Below are 18,206 nucleotides of genomic sequence, written 5' to 3'. Positions count from 1 at the left end.
CGCTTTTCACAAGCCGAGGCGGGACGCCGGGAGTGAGGCAATGGGGACTATGGAACGCTACTCGAAAGTGGGCATGCAGGAACTCGATCAACGCCTGTCGAAGATCGTCGAAGCCGCGCGCAAGAAGCCGGTTTCGGTGTATCGCTACGGCGCGCCGTGGGTCTGGATCGTGTCGCAGGATGACTGGCAGGGCGCCTTGAAAGAGGTCTCCAGCTACATTCCGCCGGGACATTCGCTGGTGCTGCTGCGCCCGCAGATCGACGACCTGTTCGACGCCCACGCCGATCTCCTGCACGAGCTCAACGCCCAGCCCGGCATGCTGATCCCGGCGCAAACGGTCATGCACATCCTGCTCCTGCAACTGCTGTATTCGGTGCCCAGCGAGCAGCAGCTCTACGAACAGCTCAATTACAACCTGCTGTTCCGCTGGTTCGTCGGCCTGGGCCTGAACCAGAAAGTCTGGAGCTTCAACGTCCTCAGTCGCGACATCGCCACGCTGCTCAACGAGCCGCGTGCGGTGCAGCTCATCCAGAAAATCATCGGTGAAGTGTTCTGCGGCGCGCTGCTGCAAATGCCCGAGTTCTCGTTGAACTTCGCGCTGTTGCACACCTGGCTGAGCAAGCACACCGGGGCCACGCACGTCAGCAATTAACAACGCCAGTCATTGATGCACACGCAAGGCGCATGAGCGCCAACAGGTCATCGCGAATTTCAGGGGGTAGTGTGGAGCAGATTTTCACGTCACGGCTGGCGCTGTGGGGCTGGCTGCTGGTGACGGCCGGCGTGCAGCCGGCGTTCGCCGAGGAGGCCGCAAACGCAGGTGCGCAGCGTCTGGTGGACGTCAACGAATACTTCGTGCGCGGCAACACCGTGCTCGATGCCCGGGCGATCGAAGAAGCGGTGTACCCGTTCCTCGGCCCGCAAAAAGCCCTGAGCGACATCGAAGGTGCGCGGGACGCCTTGCAGAAGGTCTATCAGGAACGCGGCTACCAATCGGTGTTCGTCGAACTGCCGGAGCAGGCCGTAGCCGACGGCATCGTCTACCTGCAAGTCAGCGAAACCAAGGTCGGCCGGGTCCGGGTGGTTGGCGCCAAACACTATTCGCCGCTGGACATCCGCGACAACGTCCCGGCGCTGAAGGAAGGCCAAGTGCCGGACTTCGCCAAGGTCCAGGGCGAACTGGCGCAACTGAACAAGACCCCGGGCCGGCAGGTGATGCCGCTGGTGCGCGAAGGTCAGCGCCCCGGCACCATGGACGTGGATCTGCAGGTCGAAGACCAGAACCCGTGGACCGCCAGCGTCGGTCTGAACAACGACTACAGCGCCGACACCGAAAAACTGCGCGCCGTCACCAGCCTCGGTTACAACAACCTCTGGCAACTCGGCCACAGCATCAACCTGACCTACTTCACCGCGCCGCAGGACACCGACAACGCCAAGGTCTGGTCGGGCTCCTACACCGCGCCGCTGACCGACCGCTGGAGCGTGCAGTTCTCCGGTTACCAGTCCGACAGTAACGTTGCCACCATCGGCGGCAGCAACGTGCTCGGCAAGGGCCATTCCTACGGCGTAGCGGCGATCTACACGATCCCGTCCAGCGGCAACTGGTCGAACTCGCTGTCGGCCGGCATCGACTTCAAGGACTTCGACGAACGCCTGACCCTGTCCGGCGAGAGCGACAAGGTGCCGCTGAAATATGCGCCGTTCACCTTCGCCTACAACGGCTACCGCTACACGGAAAAGAGCCAGCTCGGCCTTGGTCTGAGCCTGGTTGCGGCCACTCGCAGCATCTTCGGCTACGGCAGCTCCGACGAGGAATTCGACTACAAGCGCTACCGTGCCAAACCGAGTTTTGCCGTGCTAAAGGGCGACACCAGTTTCACCTGGACCTTCGACAACGACTGGCAGAGCGCGAGCAAAACCGCGTTCCAGCTGGCGTCGGGGCCACTGGTTTCCAACGAACAATTCTCTGCCGGCGGCGCGACTTCGGTACGCGGTTATCTGGCCGCCGAACGCACCGGCGATGACGGTGTGTTGTTCAGCCAGGAAGTCCGCACACCGTCGCTGGCCAAGTACGCCGGCACGTGGATGCAGGACTGGCGCTTCTACGCCTTCGCCGAAGGCGCGCAACTCTATCTGCGCGACGAACTGCCGGACCAGGACGCCAGTTACGCCCTGGCCAGTGTCGGTCTCGGCACCCGCGCCAGCCTGAGCAAATGGCTGTCCGGCAGCGTCGACTGGGGCTACCCGCTACTCGAAGGGCCGAACACCTCGAAACAGGAATCGCGCCTGCACTTCAACCTACAGGCCACTTTCTAACAAGGAGCACTTCCATGCAGCGCCTATTCCTTTCGTTGTTGATCTGCCTGGGCTTCGTGCTCCCGGCCACGGCTCAGGCCTGGTGGCAGGACGACTGGCACTACCGCAAACAGATCGCCGTCGACACCACGCCACAAGGAGCCGGGATCAATCAGGCCCTTGGCCGCACCGCGCTGCTGGTGCGCCTGCACACCGGCAACTTCACCTTTGACGGCGTCAAAGAGGACGGCTCTGACCTGCGCTTTGTCGCCGCCGACGACAAGACCGTGCTCAACCACCAGATCGAAAGCTTCGATGCGCTGATGGGCATGGCGCTGATCTGGGTCGATGTGCCGAATGTCGAGGGCGGTCAGCGTCAGGACATCTGGATGTACTACGGCAACCAGAAAGCTCCGGCGACCGGCAACGGCCAACTCACATTCGATCCGAATTACACCGCGCTCTATCACTTCGATGGCGTCACCGGCACCCCGGCGAAAGACACCACCGCCTACGGCAACACCGCGCAGAGCGCCACCGGCGCCGCGATCGACGGCGTAGTAGGGCGGGCCTTGCAGTTCAGCGGCCAGCCGCTGCTGCTGCCGGCCAGTCCGTCGCTGCAGCACAACGCTGGCAGCGCGTTCACCTTCAGTGCCTGGTTGCGACTGGATCAGGCCAACGGCGAGCAACTGATCCTGGCCCGCCGCGAAGGCGCCAACAGCCTGCTGGTCGGTGTGAATCAAGGCGTGCCGTTCGTGGAAATCGACGGGCAGCGCGCCGTGGCCACGCAACCGCTGAATCCGGGCCAATGGCAGCACGTCGCAATGACTGCCGAAGGCGCGAAAGTAACGCTGTACATCAACGGTCGCGAAAGCGCAGCGTTGGCTCAGGCGATGCCGGCGTTCAACTCGGTCATGGCCATCGGCGCCGACCTGCACGAAGGTCCTTTCCAGCCGTTCGTGGGCTCCATCGACGAACTGCGCCTGTCGAAAGTCGCCCGTCCGGCGCCGCTGCTGCTGGCCGACGCCACTTCCCAGGGCGCCGAGTCGAAACTGGTGGCCTATGGCGTCGATGAAGAACAGTCCGGCTTCGGTTTCGGCAGCCTCGGCTTCCTGCTCAACGCGGTGCCGGTGGACGCCTGGGTGATTATCGCGGTGCTGGTGCTGATGATGTTCCAGTCGTGGATCATCATGCTGCGCAAGAACCGCACCCTGAGCCGCGTCACCGCTGCCAACGAAGACTTCCGCGTGCAGTTCGCCAAGGTCGGTACCCGCCTGGAAATGTTCGCCGACGACACGCAACTCGCCCAGCGTCTTCAGCACTCACCGTTGTGGCGCCTGTACCAGGTAGCGGTGAAAGAGATCCGCACCCGCCGCGAGCAGGGCGCCGATACCTCATCGGTTTCGGCGGCGACCATCGAAGCCATCCGCTGCTCCATGGACGGCGTGCGCACCCGGGAAAACCAGCAACTGAGCTCGAAACTCTCGACCCTGTCCAACGCCATCGCCGGCGGCCCGTACATCGGTCTGCTCGGCACCGTGCTGGGGATCATGGTGGTGTTCCTCGGCACGGCCATGGCCGGTGACGTCAACATCAACGCCATTGCGCCGGGTATGGCTGCTGCCTTGCTCGCCACCGCCATGGGCCTGTTCGTCGCGATCCCCGCGCTGTTTGGCTACAACCGCCTGATCACCCGTAACAAGGAAGTCAGCGCCGACATGCGTGTGTTCGTCGACGAGTTCATCACCCGTCTGGCGGAGATGCACGGCGAAGGCCAGTCCAGTGAAGCGGCGCATCAGCGCGGTCATCACGTCAACCATTCCGTACCAGCCTGAGGAGCACTGACATGGCGTCCGTAAATGCCTCCCACGACGATGATGAAGATGCAGCGGTGGACAGCATCAACATCACCCCGCTGGTGGACGTGCTGATGGTGGTGTTGGTGATGTTCATCCTCACCGCCACTGCGCAGGTCTCCGGGATCCAGATCAATCTGCCCAAGGCCAGCGCTGCCGTGTCGCTGTCCGAGGCCAAGACCAAGGCGATTTCGGTCAACGACGGCGGGCAGGTGTTCCTCGATGCCTACCCGGTGACCCTGCCGGAGCTGGAAGAGCGCCTGCGCATCGAGAAAGCGCAGAACCCGGACTTCCCGGTGATCGTGCGCGGTGACGCCACGGTGCAATACCAGAAGGTCATCGAAGTGCTGGATCTGTTGCGCCGGCTCGAACTGTCCCAAGTCGGTCTCGTCACCGGCAAACCGACGCAGGGCTGAGTGATGACTGCACAGATGCCAATAGAGCCTTTGCCGGTGAAAAAGTCGCCACTGCGTTACGTGAAGTGGGGCGCCGGGCTGCTGCTGGGAGCCGTTGCGGCGTTCCTGTTGTGGCAGTGGGCCAACGACATGAGCGGCATCCGGCGTGAAGCGCCGAAGGTGCCGACGATCATTCCGTTGCCGCCACCGCCACCTCCGCCGCCGGAAAAGCCGCCGGAGCCGGAAACCCCGGCGGAAGAAAAAGTCGTCGAGCCGGAGCCGACGCCCGAGCCACAGGAAGTGAAACCCGAGGAAGAAGCACCGCCATCGCCGGCGGACGACCTGGCCAACCCGATGCAAATGGACGGCGACGCCCAGAGCGGCAACGACGCCTTCAACATCGGCGCGGGTAAGGGCGGCGGCATGGCGGGCGCCGGTGGTGGACGTGTGGGCAACGGTACGTACAGCCAGTTCCTCGCGTTCACGTTCCAGAAGCTGCTTCGGGAGAACCCGGACTTGCGCAATCTCGCGTTTTCGCTGCAGGCCGATGTGTGGCTGAGCAGCGTCGGCGAGATCACCCGGGTCGAGCTGATCAAGTCCAGCGGCAACCCAGAGATCGACAGTCAGGTGCTGGCCGCGTTGCGTAACGCGCCCCATCTGAGCGAACGGCCACCGGCCTCCATCACCTTGCCTGTGCGCATGTCCCTGCAAGGGCGGCGCCCGGGTTAACCGAACTCATAAAGCTGTATGAAAAGGAGTTGTGTGCAGATGATTTCCAATGTGAATCGATTGTCCCTGGCGGTCGGCATGGTCATCGCGACCCTGGTCGGTCAGGCCGTGGCAGCGCCTGCGCCCTCGGAAAACGCCACGATCAATCTGATCCGCTTGCTGGTCGAGCAGGGCATTCTGAAACAGGACAAGGCCGACGCACTGATCGCCCAGGCCCAGAATGAGGCGGCCCAGGCCAGGCAGGCTGCGGCGTCTACCGCTGTGGCAGCCGGGCCGGTCGCAGCGCCGGGCGATGTGCGAGTGCAATACGTGCCTGCCGCGGTGCGCGACCAGATCCGCGATCAGGTCAAGGCTGAAGTCATGGCCACCGCCAGGCAGGAAAACTGGGCCGCGCCCAACACCTTCCCGGACTGGGCGTCGCGCATCAGCTTCGACGGCGACATCCGTCTGCGTGACGAATCGCGCTATTACTCCGGCAGCAACAGCAACGAAATCGTCGACTTCGCCAAGCTCAACAACAACGGTCCGTACGACGTGAACCCCAACAGCAGCACCGCGTTGCCGCCGTTGCTCAACACCCGCGAAGACCGTACCAACCTGTTCCGCCTGCGCGCCCGGCTGGGCATGAAAGCGGTGATTTCGCCGGAATGGACTGCTGGCATCCGCATCGGCACCGGCTCGGACAACAACCCGGTGTCGACCACCCAGAACCTTGGGGGCGGCTTTGCCAAGAAAGACATCTGGCTCGATCAGGGTTACCTGACGTGGAAGCCGTCGGATGAGCTGACCCTGACCGGTGGTCGTTTCGCCAACCCGTTCATGTCTACCGACATGCTGTATTCCAACGACCTGAACTTCGATGGTGTGGCGGCAATCTTCGACCACAAGCTCAGCCGCGATTGGGGCATGTTCGGCACCGTCGGTGCGTTCCCGGTGGATTACACCAGCGACACCACCACCAGCAACGGCTTCGACAAGGAAGAAAGCGACAACAAGTGGCTGTACGGCGCACAGGTCGGCGCCAAGTGGGCGATCAACAGCAACAACCGCCTGAAAGGCGCGTTGGCCTACTACCGCTTTGAAGACATTCAGGGCCAGCGCTCCAGCCCCTGCGAGCCGTGGGCCGGCGCGCCGGGCTGCGACAGTGACGGCACCCGCGCAGCGTTCATGCAGAAGGGCAACAGCGTGTTCCTGCTGCGCGACATCACGCCGAACCCGCTCAACCCGAGCACCACGCCGCAGCCGCAATTCGTTGGCCTGGCGTCGGAGTTCAACCTGCTGGACCTGAATCTGGTCTGGGACGCCGACCTGCCTGCCGACTTCAAACTGCGCAGCCAGGGCAACTACATTCACAACCTCGGCTACGACGAAGGCGACATGCGCAAGCGTGCGGCCGGGCAACTGGTCAACAACCTCGACAGCAGCGGCAACATCGAAAGCGGTGCCAATGCGTGGATGGTGCAGTTCACCCTGGGCAACGCTCTGGACCTGAAGAAGCAGGGCGACTGGAATCTTTTCGCCGGCTACAAGTACATCCAGCCTGACGCCTTGCCGGACGGCTTCAACGACTCGTCGTTCCACCTCGGCGGCACCAACGCCAAGGGTTACGTCCTCGGGGGCAACTACGGTCTGGCTAAGAACGTCTACGCCACCGGTCGCTGGATGAGCACCGAGGCGGTGTATGGCGCGCCGTTCGACATCGACGTCTTGCAGCTCGAGATCAACACGCGCTTCTAAGGCGCCGGGAGAGGGTTATGAAAATCCGCTTTTTATGGCTTGGACTCGGGATGTTGATCGCCACCGGGGCGAGCGCCGAAGGCATGGAAGAACGCCTGCGCACGCAATTGCGCAGCACCACCCAGCAACTGCAAACCCTGCAAAGCCAGCAGGCTCAGGCCAGCGCCGCGCAACTGGCGGCGCAGAATGAGGCCAAGGGTGCCCAGGCGCAAATCAAGCAATTGACCGCCGAACTGGCCAAGGCCAAAGGCCTCGCCGAGCAACTGGCCGGGCAGCAGCAAAGCCTGCACAGCCAGGCCCAGGCGCAAGTCGCGGCCAGTAACGAACAGACCGGCAAGTTCAAGAAGGCCTACGAAGAGCTATTGGTCCTGGCCCGTGCCAAAGAGGCAGAACGGTCTAAGCTTCAAGCGCAATTGGCCGAACGTGACACACAAGTGCAGCAATGTTCGGTCAAGAATCAGCAAATGTACGGCGTGGCCAAGCAGATCCTAACTGCCTACGAAAACATAGATGTGGCCGAGGTGATGAAGATCCGCCAGCCCTTCGCCGGCAGCGCCCGGGTCAAGTTCGATGAACTGGCTCAGGGCTTCGGCGATGACCTGTACAAGACTCAATTCGATGCGCCGCAAGCCGCGATCGCGCACTGATTAAAAGACTCATGGACAAGGAAGAAGTAATGACTCAATTGATCTCCCACGTATCCCCGCAATCTCTGACCGAAGTCCTGCAAGCCGCCGGTTATCGCGTCAACCAGACCGAACAGAACGGCATCGTCCAGTTGCTCAGCGCCAGTCAGGGCATCGGTTACGCGGTGCGTTTCGGCAACCCGGCGGTGGCGGAGCAGGGCAGCTACCTCGACTTCACCTTCAGCTGTGCACTGCGCGTGCAGGGTGAGCTGCCGGCGGGTGTGGCCGAGCAGTGGAACGCGACCCGCCGCTTTGCCCGTTTGTCATTGCAGGGCGAGTTTCTGGTGATGGAAATGGATGTGGTGGTGGCCGCTGGCGTCAGCGGCGATTACCTGCGCGGCAATCTGGAACTCTGGGATCGCCTGTTGCAGGAATTCATCGTTTACCTGCGTGACTTCACCCAGAACACCGCTGCCGCCCAGGCTCCAAAGGTTGAGCAAGAGGAAGTCGCGCTGTGACGAAACCAGCCATGGTGATCAGCGCCGCTGCGGTGGCGCTGTTGGTGGTGGCCGTGGCGCTGGTGGTGCGGCCGGGCAATGACCCGGTCGCCGCCCAGCAACCGGCGCCGGTGATCGCGACGAATGCCGGGCCGGCGGTGGCTCGACTGGGCAATCAGCAGGTCACGCCGGAGGAATTGCAGGCGTTGCTGGCCGCCGTACCGCCGCAGACCCGCGAACAATTGCGCGGCAATCGTGAGGCACTGGAGCGCTGGATACGTTCACGCCTGGCCGAAAAGGCCGTGCTGGAACAGGCCGACGCCCAGGGCTGGGCGCAGCGTCCGGACGTGGTGCGGCAGACTCGTGCGGCCACCGAGCAGATCGTGTTTCGCGACTATTTGCAGTCGGTCAGCAAAGTGCCGGCGGACTATCCGAGCGCCGCCGAGTTGCAGCAGGCCTATGACGCGGGCAAGGCCAATTGGCAGACGCCAGCGCTGTATCGGGTCAGCCAGATTTTCCTCGGCGTGAATGAGCCGCAGAACCTTGATGCGGTGCGTAAGCAGGCTGCGGATCTGAGCAAGAAAGCCCAGGCAACTCCGGCGGAATTCGCGGCGTTGGCCAAAGAGTTTTCCCAGGATCGCCTCACGGCCGAGCGCGGCGGCGATACCGGCCTGCAACCATTGCAGCAACTGGTACCGGAAGTGCGTGGCGCGGTGGCGCGACTGAAAGTTGGCGCGGTTTCCGATCCTGTTCAAAGCAGCGCCGGTTTTCACGTGATCAAACTCACCGAGCAACAACCGGCCCGCACCGCGACCCTCGACGAGCTGCGCGACCAACTGACTCAGGCCTTGCGTGCCCAGCGTCAGGAACAGATCGCCCAGGCGTACCTGGACGGCATGCTCAATACCGCGACCCTGAGCATCGACGGGGCGGAACTCAACAAGGTGCTGGAGGAAAAACGCTGATTTCAGCATCACCGAAGTCCCACAGGGAAATCACTGGATTCAGAAAATTGGCTTGCGGCACACCAAAACAAAGATCGACAGGGAGTCATCGATGTCATTCACCGAACCCGCAGGACGACAGGGCAGCCCCGATTTTCGCTGGCCGCAGGAAAAGGCCGAACCCTGGCTGGCGCAGGTTGCGAAGATCGAGGGCGAAATCGCGCAATACTTTCTGGTCAGCGCCCGCTGCGGCTGCTTCATGCAGGCCGCCCGCAGCCTCAACGTGCGTTCGACCCTGCTGCGCAAGCAACTGGCGCAACTCGAACAGCAACTGCAATGCGCGCTGTTCAGCTTTCAGGGCAGTGCCTTGACGCTGACCCGCGAAGGTCAGCAATTGCAGGCGCAACTGGTGGCCCTGGCTCACGAACGCAAACTGCCGGTGATCGAGCAACCCCTGATCAGGCTGGCCGTCGCCGAATCGATCCTGCACGACATCCTCGGCCGCGACCTCATCGCACTGCTGCGCCGCAACGCCAGCGTGCGCCTGGAAATCATCGCCCTCGACAGCGAACTGGCCCTGCGCGCGGTCAGTGCCGACATCGTGCTGTGGCTCGCCCACGGCGAAACCCCGCATCCGGGCCCGACCTTCGCCACCAGCGAACCGCAACGCCTCGCGCAACTGGAATACCAGCCGCACATTGCCAAACGCTACTCCCGCGTAACTGCACGCCCCGAAAGCCCGGACGACCTTGCCGATTTCATGCTGGTGCAATGGCAGCATGACCGGCAGATCGACAGCTTCCGGCCGTGGAATGAACTGGTCGAACAGCGCTTGGCTGGCGTGGTGCAGATGCAGTCTTATGAACTGATGCTGGAGATGATTCGTTGCAGTGCGTGCATCGGGTTGTTGCCGATGTACATGAGCCGGTTTGATCGCGGGTTGGTGGCGTTGCCGGGGTTGTTTGAGGAGGCGATGCGGTTGCAGGTGTGGCTGGCGGTGAACAGTGAATCGCAGGCGGTTGGGGAGGTGCAGACCTTGGTTGAGTTGATTCAACGCACGTTCAATGAGCGGCAGGAGTGGTTTGAATAACCACGTAGGTTTTCAGATCGTTCCCACGCTCTGCGTAGGAACGCGGAGCGTGGGAACGATCTGGTCGATCAGGGCCGGGCTTCAGCCGCCGTGTCCAGGTTATCCAGCACCCGATTCACCGCCAGCTCCCCCAGCATGATCAGTTGCGCAATCCCCAACAGCACATGCCGCTGCGGCGCATCGATCATCCCGGCGAAGTCGCTGGCCATGGTTTTGGCCGAGGTCAGGGTTTCGCAGGCGTCGGCCAGCAGTTCTTCGTTTGGGGTACCGGGGGCGATGAGGTAGCGGGTGTTGGGTTTGAGCAGCGGTTTTCTGGGGTGGAACGGATTGAGGTAGTGATCGAGGGCGCGGTCGGCGGCTTCGTGGAATTTCTTTGAGTCGAGGGTTTCGTAGGGCGAGGTCGTGTCGGTTTCGGGTGGGTTTGGCGTTGGTTTGATCATGATTGAATCCCCAGAGTCATGGAGCCGCCACGATTCGCTGCGATACGAAGAGGTGGCAGCTATACGCGGGTCGCAGACCGGGACTCTAGAACCGGCAGACCCGAAGGTCTCCCACGTACAGCCGCCATAAAACTGGAGGGTGTTGTGCGTCTAGAGATCGCGGGCTGCGAGACCCGATCGCTGATTCGTCAACGACCCGGAAACGATAGAGCCCGCCCTCAAGGCACACAAGCCGGCGGATTCTGGCGGATGCGTAGGCAATGGCGCAAGGCGTTGTGGCTTGCCGGAAGTTTCGGTCAACGGCTTTAAACAGGCATGGCGAATCCGTGAAAAAGCGGTTTACAGTGACCGGCCATGCACTGATCCAGGAGGGATCTTTCATGCCTGAGCACAACCCCGCCATTCACCTCGAACGCTTCAGCGAATCCCACGTCGAAGGCGTCACCGCGCTGTACAACGACCCGGCCGTGACCCGGCAGGTGTTGCAGATGCCGTTTCAGTCTGCCGAGATCTGGCGTCAACGACTGATGCCGGAAAACGAGCGGATGGTGAAACTGGTGGCGTTGCATCAAGGTGCGGTGATCGGTCATCTGGGGTTGGAGGCTTTTTCCCGTGTGCGCCGCAGCCACGCCGGCAGTGTCGGCATGGCCGTTGCGGTGGCGTGGCAGGGCAAGGGTGTCGGTTCGAAGTTGTTGGCAGCGGCGCTGGACGTCGCCGACAACTGGATGAACCTGCACCGGGTCGAGCTTTCGGTGTACGCCGACAACGAAGCGGCCATCGGGCTCTATCGCAAGTTCGGCTTCGAGACCGAAGGCCTGTTCCGCGATTACGCCGTGCGCGACGGGCAGTGGGTCGACACCCTGAGCATGGCGCGTCTGCGCAGGGTCTGAATTGCTGTGAAAGATCGTTCCCACGCGGAGTGGGAACGATCAACAGTGGACAGCCATTTGCGGCTACATGTCGAGATTGATCCAGCCCGGCTTCGCCGTTTCCGGCGCCACCGCTTTCACGGTCTTGCCAGTGGCCAGCTCAACCCGCCGCGCCACCTCCGGATCATCGGCAAACGGCGTCAGACTTGCGTCATCCAGGCTCTCGGTCGTCTCATGGCGCAAGCAGTACTCCACCGCCAGCCACAAGAACACCACACCCAACACATTCAAGAAAACATCGAACATGACCGGCTCCCTTGATCAGGCGATCTGCGCTTCACGGTGGGCAATCGCAACGTCCGCCACCCGCACCGTGCGCCATACGTTGTAGGCCATCAGCAACATGCCCGTCAGGAAGAACACCCCGCCGGCAAAGCGCACGACAAACCCCGGATGACTGGCCTGCAGCGCTTCGACAAACGAGTAGGTCAGCGTGCCGTCTTCGTTGATCGCCCGCCACATCAGGCCCTGAGTGATGCCGTTGACCCACATCGAAGCGATGTACAACACAGTGCCGATGGTCGCCAGCCAGAAGTGCAGATTGATCAGCGGCGTGCTGTGCATCCGTTCGCGGCCGAAGACCTTGGGCACCATGTGGTAAGTCGCACCGAAGGTGATCATCGCCACCCAGCCGAGGGCGCCGGCGTGTACGTGGCCGATGGTCCAGTCGGTGTAGTGGGAGAGGGCGTTGACGGTCTTGATCGCCATCATCGGGCCTTCGAACGTCGACATGCCGTAGAACGCCAGCGACAGGACGAGGAAGCGCAGGATCGGGTCGGTGCGCAGCTGATGCCAGGCGCCGGACAGCGTCATCATCCCGTTGATCATCCCGCCCCAGCTCGGCGCCAGCAGGATCAGCGACATCGCCATACCCAGCGACTGCGCCCAGTCCGGCAGCGCGGTGTAGTGCAAATGGTGAGGGCCGGCCCAGATGTACAGGGTGATCAGGGCCCAGAAGTGCACGATCGACAACCGGTACGAATAGACCGGCCGATTGACCTGCTTGGGCACGAAGTAATACATCATCCCGAGGAAGCCAGTAGTCAGGAAGAACCCCACTGCGTTATGCCCGTACCACCACTGCACCATGGCGTCGGTGGCGCCGGAATACACCGGGTAGGATTTGAACCAGTCCACTGGAATCGACAGGTGATTGACCACGTGCAGCATGGCGATCACCAGGATGAACGCGCCGAAGAACCAGTTGCCGACGTAGATATGTTTGGTCTTGCGTTGCACCACCGTGGTGAAGAACACGATGGCGTACGCGACCCAGACCACCGCCATCCACACCGCGCCGGAGAATTCGATCTCGGCGTATTCCTTGGTGGTGGTGAAGCCCATCGGCAGGGTGACCAGCATGATCACGATCACCGATTGCCAGCCCCAGAAGGTGAAGGCGGCGAGTTTGTCCGAATACAGCCGCACCTGGCAGGTACGCTGCACCGCGTAGTAGCTGGCGGCGAATTGCGCGCTACCGGCGAAACCGAAAATCACCAGGCTGGTGTGCAACGGTCGCAAGCGGCCGAAGGTCGTCCACGGCAAGTCCAGATTCATGTCCGGCCATACTAGTTGCGAGGCGATCCATACCCCCATCGCCATGCCCACGACACCCCAGAAAACAGTCGCGATGACGAATTGGCGGACGACCTTGTAGTTATAAGCCTGTCCGATTGTTGCTGTGCTCATGGTCAATTCTTCCACGGTTGCAAAGTCTTGCCAGGCCACCCGGTCTGGCACGAGCTGCACTGTAGAAACCCCGCCAGAAACAAAACAGGCTCAGGAATTGTTCATTTATGCGGATCAGATCCAGGCGCTGCCTGCGGCCATCTGCCGCGCCCTGATACGGTTTTTATGCGTTCAGGTGAATCTGTAACGGGCTGCGCTGCAACGTCATAGTGCTTTCAGGAATCTGTGGGAACGAGGCTTCTAGAGATTGCGCCAGATCGCGCAATCTCTAGAAGCCTCGTTCCCACAGGAGTGTGCTGAAGTTCTGATGAGGTAGCCGCTGCATGTATCAATACGACGATTACGACCGGGCGCTGGTGTTCGAGCGCGTTGCGCAGTTTCGCGATCAGGTCGAGCGCTTCATGGCCGGGGAGTTGAGCGAAGAAGAATTCCTGCCGCTGCGCCTGCAGAACGGCCTGTACATGCAAAAGCACGCCTACATGCTGCGGGTGGCGATTCCCTACGGCACGCTGAGCGCCGAACAGATGCGCACATTGGCGAGCATTGCCAGTGATTACGACCGTGGCTACGGCCACTTCACCACCCGCCAGAACATGCAGTTCAACTGGATCGAGCTGCACGAGGTGCCGGACATCCTCGAACGCCTGGCGCAGGTCAACATGCATGCGATCCAGACCTCGGGCAACTGCGTGCGCAACATCACCACCGAAGCCTTCGCCGGGGTGGCGGCGGACGAGTTGATTGACCCGCGTCCGCTGGCTGAGATCCTGCGGCAATGGTCGACGATCAACCCGGAATTCCTGTTCCTGCCGCGCAAGTTCAAGATCGCCATCTGCTCGGCGAAGCAGGATCGCGCGGCGATCATGATGCACGACATCGGCCTCTACCTTTACCCCGGCCGTGACGGCCAGATGCTGCTGCGGGTGATCGTCGGCGGAGGTCTGGGGCGCACGCCGATCCTTGGTCTGCAGATCCGCGACGGTCTGCCGTGGCAGCATTTGCTGTCCTATGTCGAGGCGGTGTTGCGGGTCTACAACCGCCACGGCCGGCGCGACAACAAGTACAAGGCGCGGATCAAGATTCTGGTCAAGGCGCTGGGCATCGAGGCGTTCGCCAAGGAAGTCGAGGAGGAATGGCAACACCTCAAGGACGGCCCGGCGCAGTTGACCGAGGATGAATACCAGCGAGTCGCCAGTGCTTTTGTGCCGCCGAGCTATCGCACGCTGGCGGATACGGATCTGGATTTCGGCACGCACCTGGCGGAGAACGCGGCGTTCGCGCGCTGGGTCGCGCGCAACGTGCAGCCGCACAAGGTGCCGGGCTACACCAGCGTGGTGCTGTCGACCAAACCGGGCCTGGCTTCGCCACCGGGGGATGTGACCGGTTTGCAGATGCTGGCCGTGGCCGACTGGTCCGAGCGCTTCGGTTTTGGCGAAATACGCATCGCCCACGAGCAGAACATCGTCCTGCCGGATGTGCCCAAATCCGAGCTGTATACGCTATGGCAATTGGCGAAAGAGCAGGGGCTGGGCGCTGCCAACGTCGGCCTGCTGACCGACATCATTGCCTGCCCCGGCGGTGATTTCTGTGCGCTGGCCAACGCCAAATCGATCCCGATTGCCCAGGCGATTCAGGCGCGTTTCGACAACCTCGATTACCTGCACGACCTCGGCGACATCAGCCTGAATATCTCTGGCTGCATGAATGCCTGCGGCCACCACCACATCGGCAACATCGGGATTCTCGGTGTCGATAAAAACGGCAGCGAGTGGTACCAGATCACCCTCGGCGGGGCACAGGGCAAGATCAGCGCGCTGGGCAAAGTCATCGGCCCGTCGTTCAGCGCCGCCGAAGTGCCGCAGGTGATCGAGCGGATCATCGGCACCTTCGTGCGTTATCGCGAGGCCGAAGAGTTGTTCGTCGATACCGTGGCGCGCATCGGACTGGAGCCGTTCAAGGAACGGGTCTACCCGAAAGCGCTGGAGCTGCCGGCATGAACAATCTGCTGCGGATGGAGGAGAGCGGGGCGCGAATCGTGCTCGATGATCCGTGGACGCTGATTCGCTCCCCTGAAACAGAGCCCGGCGCCGGGATGTTGATTCTGCCGCTGGCTCACTGGCTCGAATCGCCCTCGACCCATGCCGTCTGGCTGGGCCCGGACGACGGCGTCGAAAGCCTGCTGCCATGGCTGACTTCGCTGCCATTGATCGCCCTCGACTTCCCGAGCTTTCGCGACGGTCGCGCCTACAGCCAGGCCTATCTGTTGCGCAGCCGTTTTGGTTGGAAAGGCGAGTTGCGGGCGATTGGCGATGTGCTGCGCGACCAACTCAGCCACATGCGCCAGTGCGGTTTCGACAGCTTTGCCGTGCGCGAGGACAAATCCGTCGAGGATGCGCTCAAGGGGCTGGCGGGGATGAGCGTGTTGTACGGGCGCTCGGTGATCGAGCCGCGGCCGTTGTTTCGGCGCAGGTGATGCAGGGGAAACCCCTAGAACCCTGATGAATCGGGGATTTTTCCTTGGGTCGATGCTGGCCTTTTGGTAGAGTCCCCGTCGCCAGCGGGTTTTCGGCTGGACGACGGAACGAAGAAGGGAGTCTGATCAGTGGGTCCGGGCAAAAAGATTCTGGGCCTCACCGCGTTGCTTTTGATGCTGACGCTGTGGGCCGGTTACATCTACGTATTCAACGAAAGCCGCGGCGGTCAGCTCGGCGGTGTCGGCGAAAGCACCGCGTGGTGCGGTACGCCGCCATCCTCGGATGCGGCGCTGCTGGGCAAGGATCAGTTGACCTTGCGCATCACCAACAACCTGCGCGGTGAGTTCATGCTCAGCGGTGCGGTGGTGGTGTCCGAACGCACCTTCAACCGCTATGACCTGGGCCGCAACGAACTGCGTCTGCGCCTGGAACCGTTGCAGTGGACTTACGGCGCCACGCCGATCTTCCTTGAGCAAGTGAAAGTCCTGCCGCTGAGTCGCAACCTAGCCTCGACCGACAAGAGTGCGTTCGCCCAACTCGAATCGCGCCCGATCGGCGTTCAGGGGCGGGTCACCGAGTTTCCTTTCGATACTTATCGCTACGGCTACAAGCCAGTCCTGTACTACCTCAAGGGCAACGAACGCGTTGACCTGCGCTTCAAGAACATCACCACACTGATGGAGATGTCCAACACCTTCACGCCCATCCAGAAGTACAACCGCGCCGACTACATCAACGAGAAAAACGTGATGGCTCGCGACGAGGACTACAAAGCCTACGGCCACCACGAATGCGCCTTCAGTGTCGAGCGCAAAGGCGCGTTCAAGGTTGTGGTGTTGTTGATGCTGCTGGTGCTGTGCCTGCCTTTGCTGTTGGTGTTCTACCGTGATGAGCCGGGGATCGACTTCCTCGCCACGCTGGTGGGGATCGGCGTGGTGCGCACGGTGCTGGTGGGGCCGGTGCAGGATTTCCAGCTGTACAACATCGACTTCCTGTTTGGCGCGGCGTTGTTGCTGGTGGGCACGGTGTCGCTGATCAAGGCGATGCGGCTTCACAGTCGGCGGGAGATGGCGTTGCGGAGCGGGGAGACGTCGACTTGGTGAATCTGATCTGAATCGGGTTCTGCCGCATCTCCGGCAGGGCGGCGGGATGCATTTCCCGTCACCCCTGCCACAAACCCTGTACCGACCTCCACGGGGTTACTCTGCGTGATGGCATGAATATCTTGTCCGGCAAGCGCAAAGCCTATGGTTTTAGCTATACCTGTAACTCCCCCGATGCAATAAATCAGGTCTTCTGACAGGAGTTACAGCATGAAGCTAGCCCTAATGATGAGCACCCTGTGCATTGCCACGCTTGGCGTGGTGGGTTGCTCCAGCAACACCGTCGCTCCGGATGAGTATTCGGGCTTCCTCAAGGATTACAGCCAACTCAAGGAGGCTAAATCACCCTCCGGTGCCGTGGTGATGCGCTGGGTCGATCCCAAGCTCGATATCAACAAGTTCACCAGCGTGTATATCGAACCGACCCAGCTCTATCCCAAGCCTCAGCCAACCATGAAAATTCCGCAGCAGACCCTCAACGGCATCACGGCTTACTATGACCAGGCGCTCAAGCGTGAAGTGGGCAAGTCTCTGCCGTTGGCCACCGGGCCCGGCCCGGGCGTGATCGTTGTGCGCGCGGCCATCACCGCCGTCAGCAGCAAGACCGAGGGCCTGCATGCCTATGAAGTGATCCCGATCGCCTTGGTGGCGGCAGCGGTCACGACCGCCAGCGGCAGCCGCGATCAGGAAACCACCCTGGCCACCGAAGCGGTGTTCATCGATGGCGGCAACAATAAGGTGGTGGCGCAGGTCGTGCGCAAGGGTACTGGGAAACCTCTGGAAAACGATTCTCAGGTAATGAAGGCCGATGACGTGAAAGCCGTAATTGATGGCTGGGCGTCGGACATGCACCAGTCGTATCTAAAGATGAAGGCCAAGTGACGCGAGGCTGAGCAACGCTCCAGTCCCAACGGTATGAACCGTGGGGACTGGAGTGTCTACGCGGGAGTCAGTGCTTTTTGGCCTGTTCGCGAATCCGTTCTTCCTGTTCGCGCAGCTCCGGGGTGAACTCGGCACCAAAGTCTTCCGGGCAGAATATCTGGCGAATCTCGATTTCGGCCTCGGTGCCCGGCATTGGATTGGGGCAGCGCTTGACCCACTCGATGGCTTCCTCCTTCGATTTCACATCCCAGATCCAGTAACCGGCGATCAGCTCCTTGGTTTCGGCGAACGGGCCGTCGATCACGCTGCGTTTTTCGCCGCTGAAGCGTACCCGGGCGCCTTTGCTGCTCGGGTGCAGGCCATCGGCGGACACCAGGATGCCGGCCTTGGACAGTTCTTCGTTGTAGTTGCCCATATCGGTCAGCAACTGTTCGCTGGGCATCACGCCGGCTTCGGAATCCTGGCTGGCTTTGACAATGATCATGAAGCGCATGGTGTTTCTCCGCTGGAAAGTGAG

At 61.8% G+C, this 18,206-nt stretch carries 19 protein-coding genes; 15 read left to right on the top strand and 4 right to left on the bottom strand.

The window, feature by feature from the left end; genetic code table 11:
* Positions 1 to 40: 40 nt before the first annotated feature.
* The 10 genes from NH234_RS16605 to NH234_RS16560 all read left to right on the top strand — a co-directional run bounded on the left by NH234_RS16605 (position 41) and on the right by NH234_RS16560 (position 10,172).
* Positions 41 to 652, top strand: coding sequence for a transposase (locus NH234_RS16605; RefSeq protein WP_085731168.1), 612 nt, complete (start codon positions 41 to 43; stop codon positions 650 to 652).
* Positions 653 to 723: 71 nt separating this feature from the next.
* The gene (locus tag NH234_RS16600) at positions 724 to 2,319 is read left to right on the top strand and encodes a ShlB/FhaC/HecB family hemolysin secretion/activation protein (protein ID WP_367253418.1); all 1,596 of its coding nucleotides are present in this window, start codon (positions 724 to 726) and stop codon (positions 2,317 to 2,319) included.
* 14 nt (positions 2,320 to 2,333) lie between these two features.
* Positions 2,334 to 4,133 (top strand): DUF2341 domain-containing protein, encoded by a 1,800-nt coding sequence (locus NH234_RS16595; RefSeq protein ID WP_367253417.1) that lies wholly within the window; start codon positions 2,334 to 2,336, stop codon positions 4,131 to 4,133.
* Between the two features lie 11 nt (positions 4,134 to 4,144).
* Positions 4,145 to 4,570, top strand: coding sequence for a biopolymer transporter ExbD (locus NH234_RS16590; protein WP_007955109.1), 426 nt, complete (start codon positions 4,145 to 4,147; stop codon positions 4,568 to 4,570).
* 3 nt (positions 4,571 to 4,573) lie between these two features.
* Complete coding sequence (locus NH234_RS16585) at positions 4,574 to 5,278, top strand: energy transducer TonB (RefSeq protein ID WP_367253416.1); 705 nt, start codon at positions 4,574 to 4,576, stop codon at positions 5,276 to 5,278.
* Positions 5,279 to 5,317: 39 nt separating this feature from the next.
* Positions 5,318 to 7,015, top strand: coding sequence for a putative porin (locus NH234_RS16580; RefSeq protein ID WP_367253415.1), 1,698 nt, complete (start codon positions 5,318 to 5,320; stop codon positions 7,013 to 7,015).
* 17 nt (positions 7,016 to 7,032) lie between these two features.
* Entirely contained in the window at positions 7,033 to 7,662 is a 630-nt protein-coding gene (locus tag NH234_RS16575; protein ID WP_367253414.1) for a DNA repair protein, read from the top strand.
* Positions 7,663 to 7,691: 29 nt separating this feature from the next.
* A complete protein-coding gene (locus tag NH234_RS16570; RefSeq protein WP_367253413.1) occupies positions 7,692 to 8,159 on the top strand; it encodes a YbjN domain-containing protein in 468 nt (155 codons plus the stop codon).
* The gene (locus NH234_RS16565) at positions 8,156 to 9,103 is read left to right on the top strand and encodes a peptidylprolyl isomerase (RefSeq protein WP_085731161.1); all 948 of its coding nucleotides are present in this window, start codon (positions 8,156 to 8,158) and stop codon (positions 9,101 to 9,103) included. The genes NH234_RS16570 and NH234_RS16565 overlap by 4 nt, the downstream gene beginning before the upstream one ends.
* Before the next feature lie 91 nt (positions 9,104 to 9,194).
* The gene (locus NH234_RS16560) at positions 9,195 to 10,172 is read left to right on the top strand and encodes a LysR substrate-binding domain-containing protein (protein WP_367253412.1); all 978 of its coding nucleotides are present in this window, start codon (positions 9,195 to 9,197) and stop codon (positions 10,170 to 10,172) included.
* Positions 10,173 to 10,240: 68 nt separating this feature from the next.
* Here NH234_RS16560 and NH234_RS16555 read toward each other — a convergent pair whose 3' ends face one another.
* Positions 10,241 to 10,612 carry a hypothetical protein gene (locus NH234_RS16555; RefSeq protein WP_367253411.1) on the bottom strand — a complete coding sequence of 124 codons (372 nt, stop codon included), beginning with the start codon at positions 10,610 to 10,612 and terminating at the stop codon, positions 10,241 to 10,243.
* A gap of 380 nt (positions 10,613 to 10,992) precedes the next feature.
* On the opposite strand from NH234_RS16555, the gene NH234_RS16550 reads away from it, so the two are divergent.
* Complete coding sequence (locus tag NH234_RS16550) at positions 10,993 to 11,502, top strand: GNAT family N-acetyltransferase (RefSeq protein WP_085731158.1); 510 nt, start codon at positions 10,993 to 10,995, stop codon at positions 11,500 to 11,502.
* Positions 11,503 to 11,565: 63 nt separating this feature from the next.
* On the opposite strand, the gene NH234_RS16545 is transcribed toward NH234_RS16550, so the two are convergent.
* Together NH234_RS16545 and ccoN are read right to left on the bottom strand one after the other, a co-directional pair.
* Entirely contained in the window at positions 11,566 to 11,787 is a 222-nt protein-coding gene (locus NH234_RS16545; RefSeq protein WP_085731157.1) for a CcoQ/FixQ family Cbb3-type cytochrome c oxidase assembly chaperone, read from the bottom strand.
* Positions 11,788 to 11,802: 15 nt separating this feature from the next.
* The gene (gene ccoN, locus NH234_RS16540; protein WP_119426257.1) at positions 11,803 to 13,230 is read right to left on the bottom strand and encodes a cytochrome-c oxidase, cbb3-type subunit I; all 1,428 of its coding nucleotides are present in this window, start codon (positions 13,228 to 13,230) and stop codon (positions 11,803 to 11,805) included.
* Positions 13,231 to 13,553: 323 nt separating this feature from the next.
* Here ccoN and NH234_RS16535 point away from each other — a divergent pair, with 323 nt between their 5' ends.
* The 4 genes from NH234_RS16535 (at position 13,554) to NH234_RS16520 (ending at position 17,689) form a co-directional block, all read left to right on the top strand.
* A complete protein-coding gene (locus NH234_RS16535; protein WP_367253410.1) occupies positions 13,554 to 15,227 on the top strand; it encodes a nitrite/sulfite reductase in 1,674 nt (557 codons plus the stop codon).
* Positions 15,224 to 15,703, top strand: coding sequence for a DUF934 domain-containing protein (locus tag NH234_RS16530; RefSeq protein WP_367253409.1), 480 nt, complete (start codon positions 15,224 to 15,226; stop codon positions 15,701 to 15,703). Before NH234_RS16535 ends, NH234_RS16530 begins: the two co-directional genes overlap by 4 nt.
* A 129-nt stretch (positions 15,704 to 15,832) precedes the next feature.
* Positions 15,833 to 16,807: a hypothetical protein gene (locus tag NH234_RS16525; RefSeq protein ID WP_367253408.1), complete on the top strand. Its 975-nt coding sequence runs from the start codon at positions 15,833 to 15,835 to the stop codon at positions 16,805 to 16,807.
* 210 nt (positions 16,808 to 17,017) lie between these two features.
* Positions 17,018 to 17,689 (top strand): DUF3313 domain-containing protein, encoded by a 672-nt coding sequence (locus NH234_RS16520; protein ID WP_367253407.1) that lies wholly within the window; start codon positions 17,018 to 17,020, stop codon positions 17,687 to 17,689.
* Between the two features lie 67 nt (positions 17,690 to 17,756).
* Here NH234_RS16520 and NH234_RS16515 read toward each other — a convergent pair whose 3' ends face one another.
* Positions 17,757 to 18,182: a YciI family protein gene (locus tag NH234_RS16515; RefSeq protein WP_085708233.1), complete on the bottom strand. Its 426-nt coding sequence runs from the start codon at positions 18,180 to 18,182 to the stop codon at positions 17,757 to 17,759.
* Between the last annotated feature and the right edge of the window lie 24 nt (positions 18,183 to 18,206).

The sequence above is a fragment of the Pseudomonas sp. stari2 genome, from assembly GCF_040760005.1.
Lineage (GTDB): Bacteria > Pseudomonadota > Gammaproteobacteria > Pseudomonadales > Pseudomonadaceae > Aquipseudomonas.
Note: the sequence above shows the minus strand (reverse complement) of the source record. Positions and strands in the feature narration are given on the sequence as shown.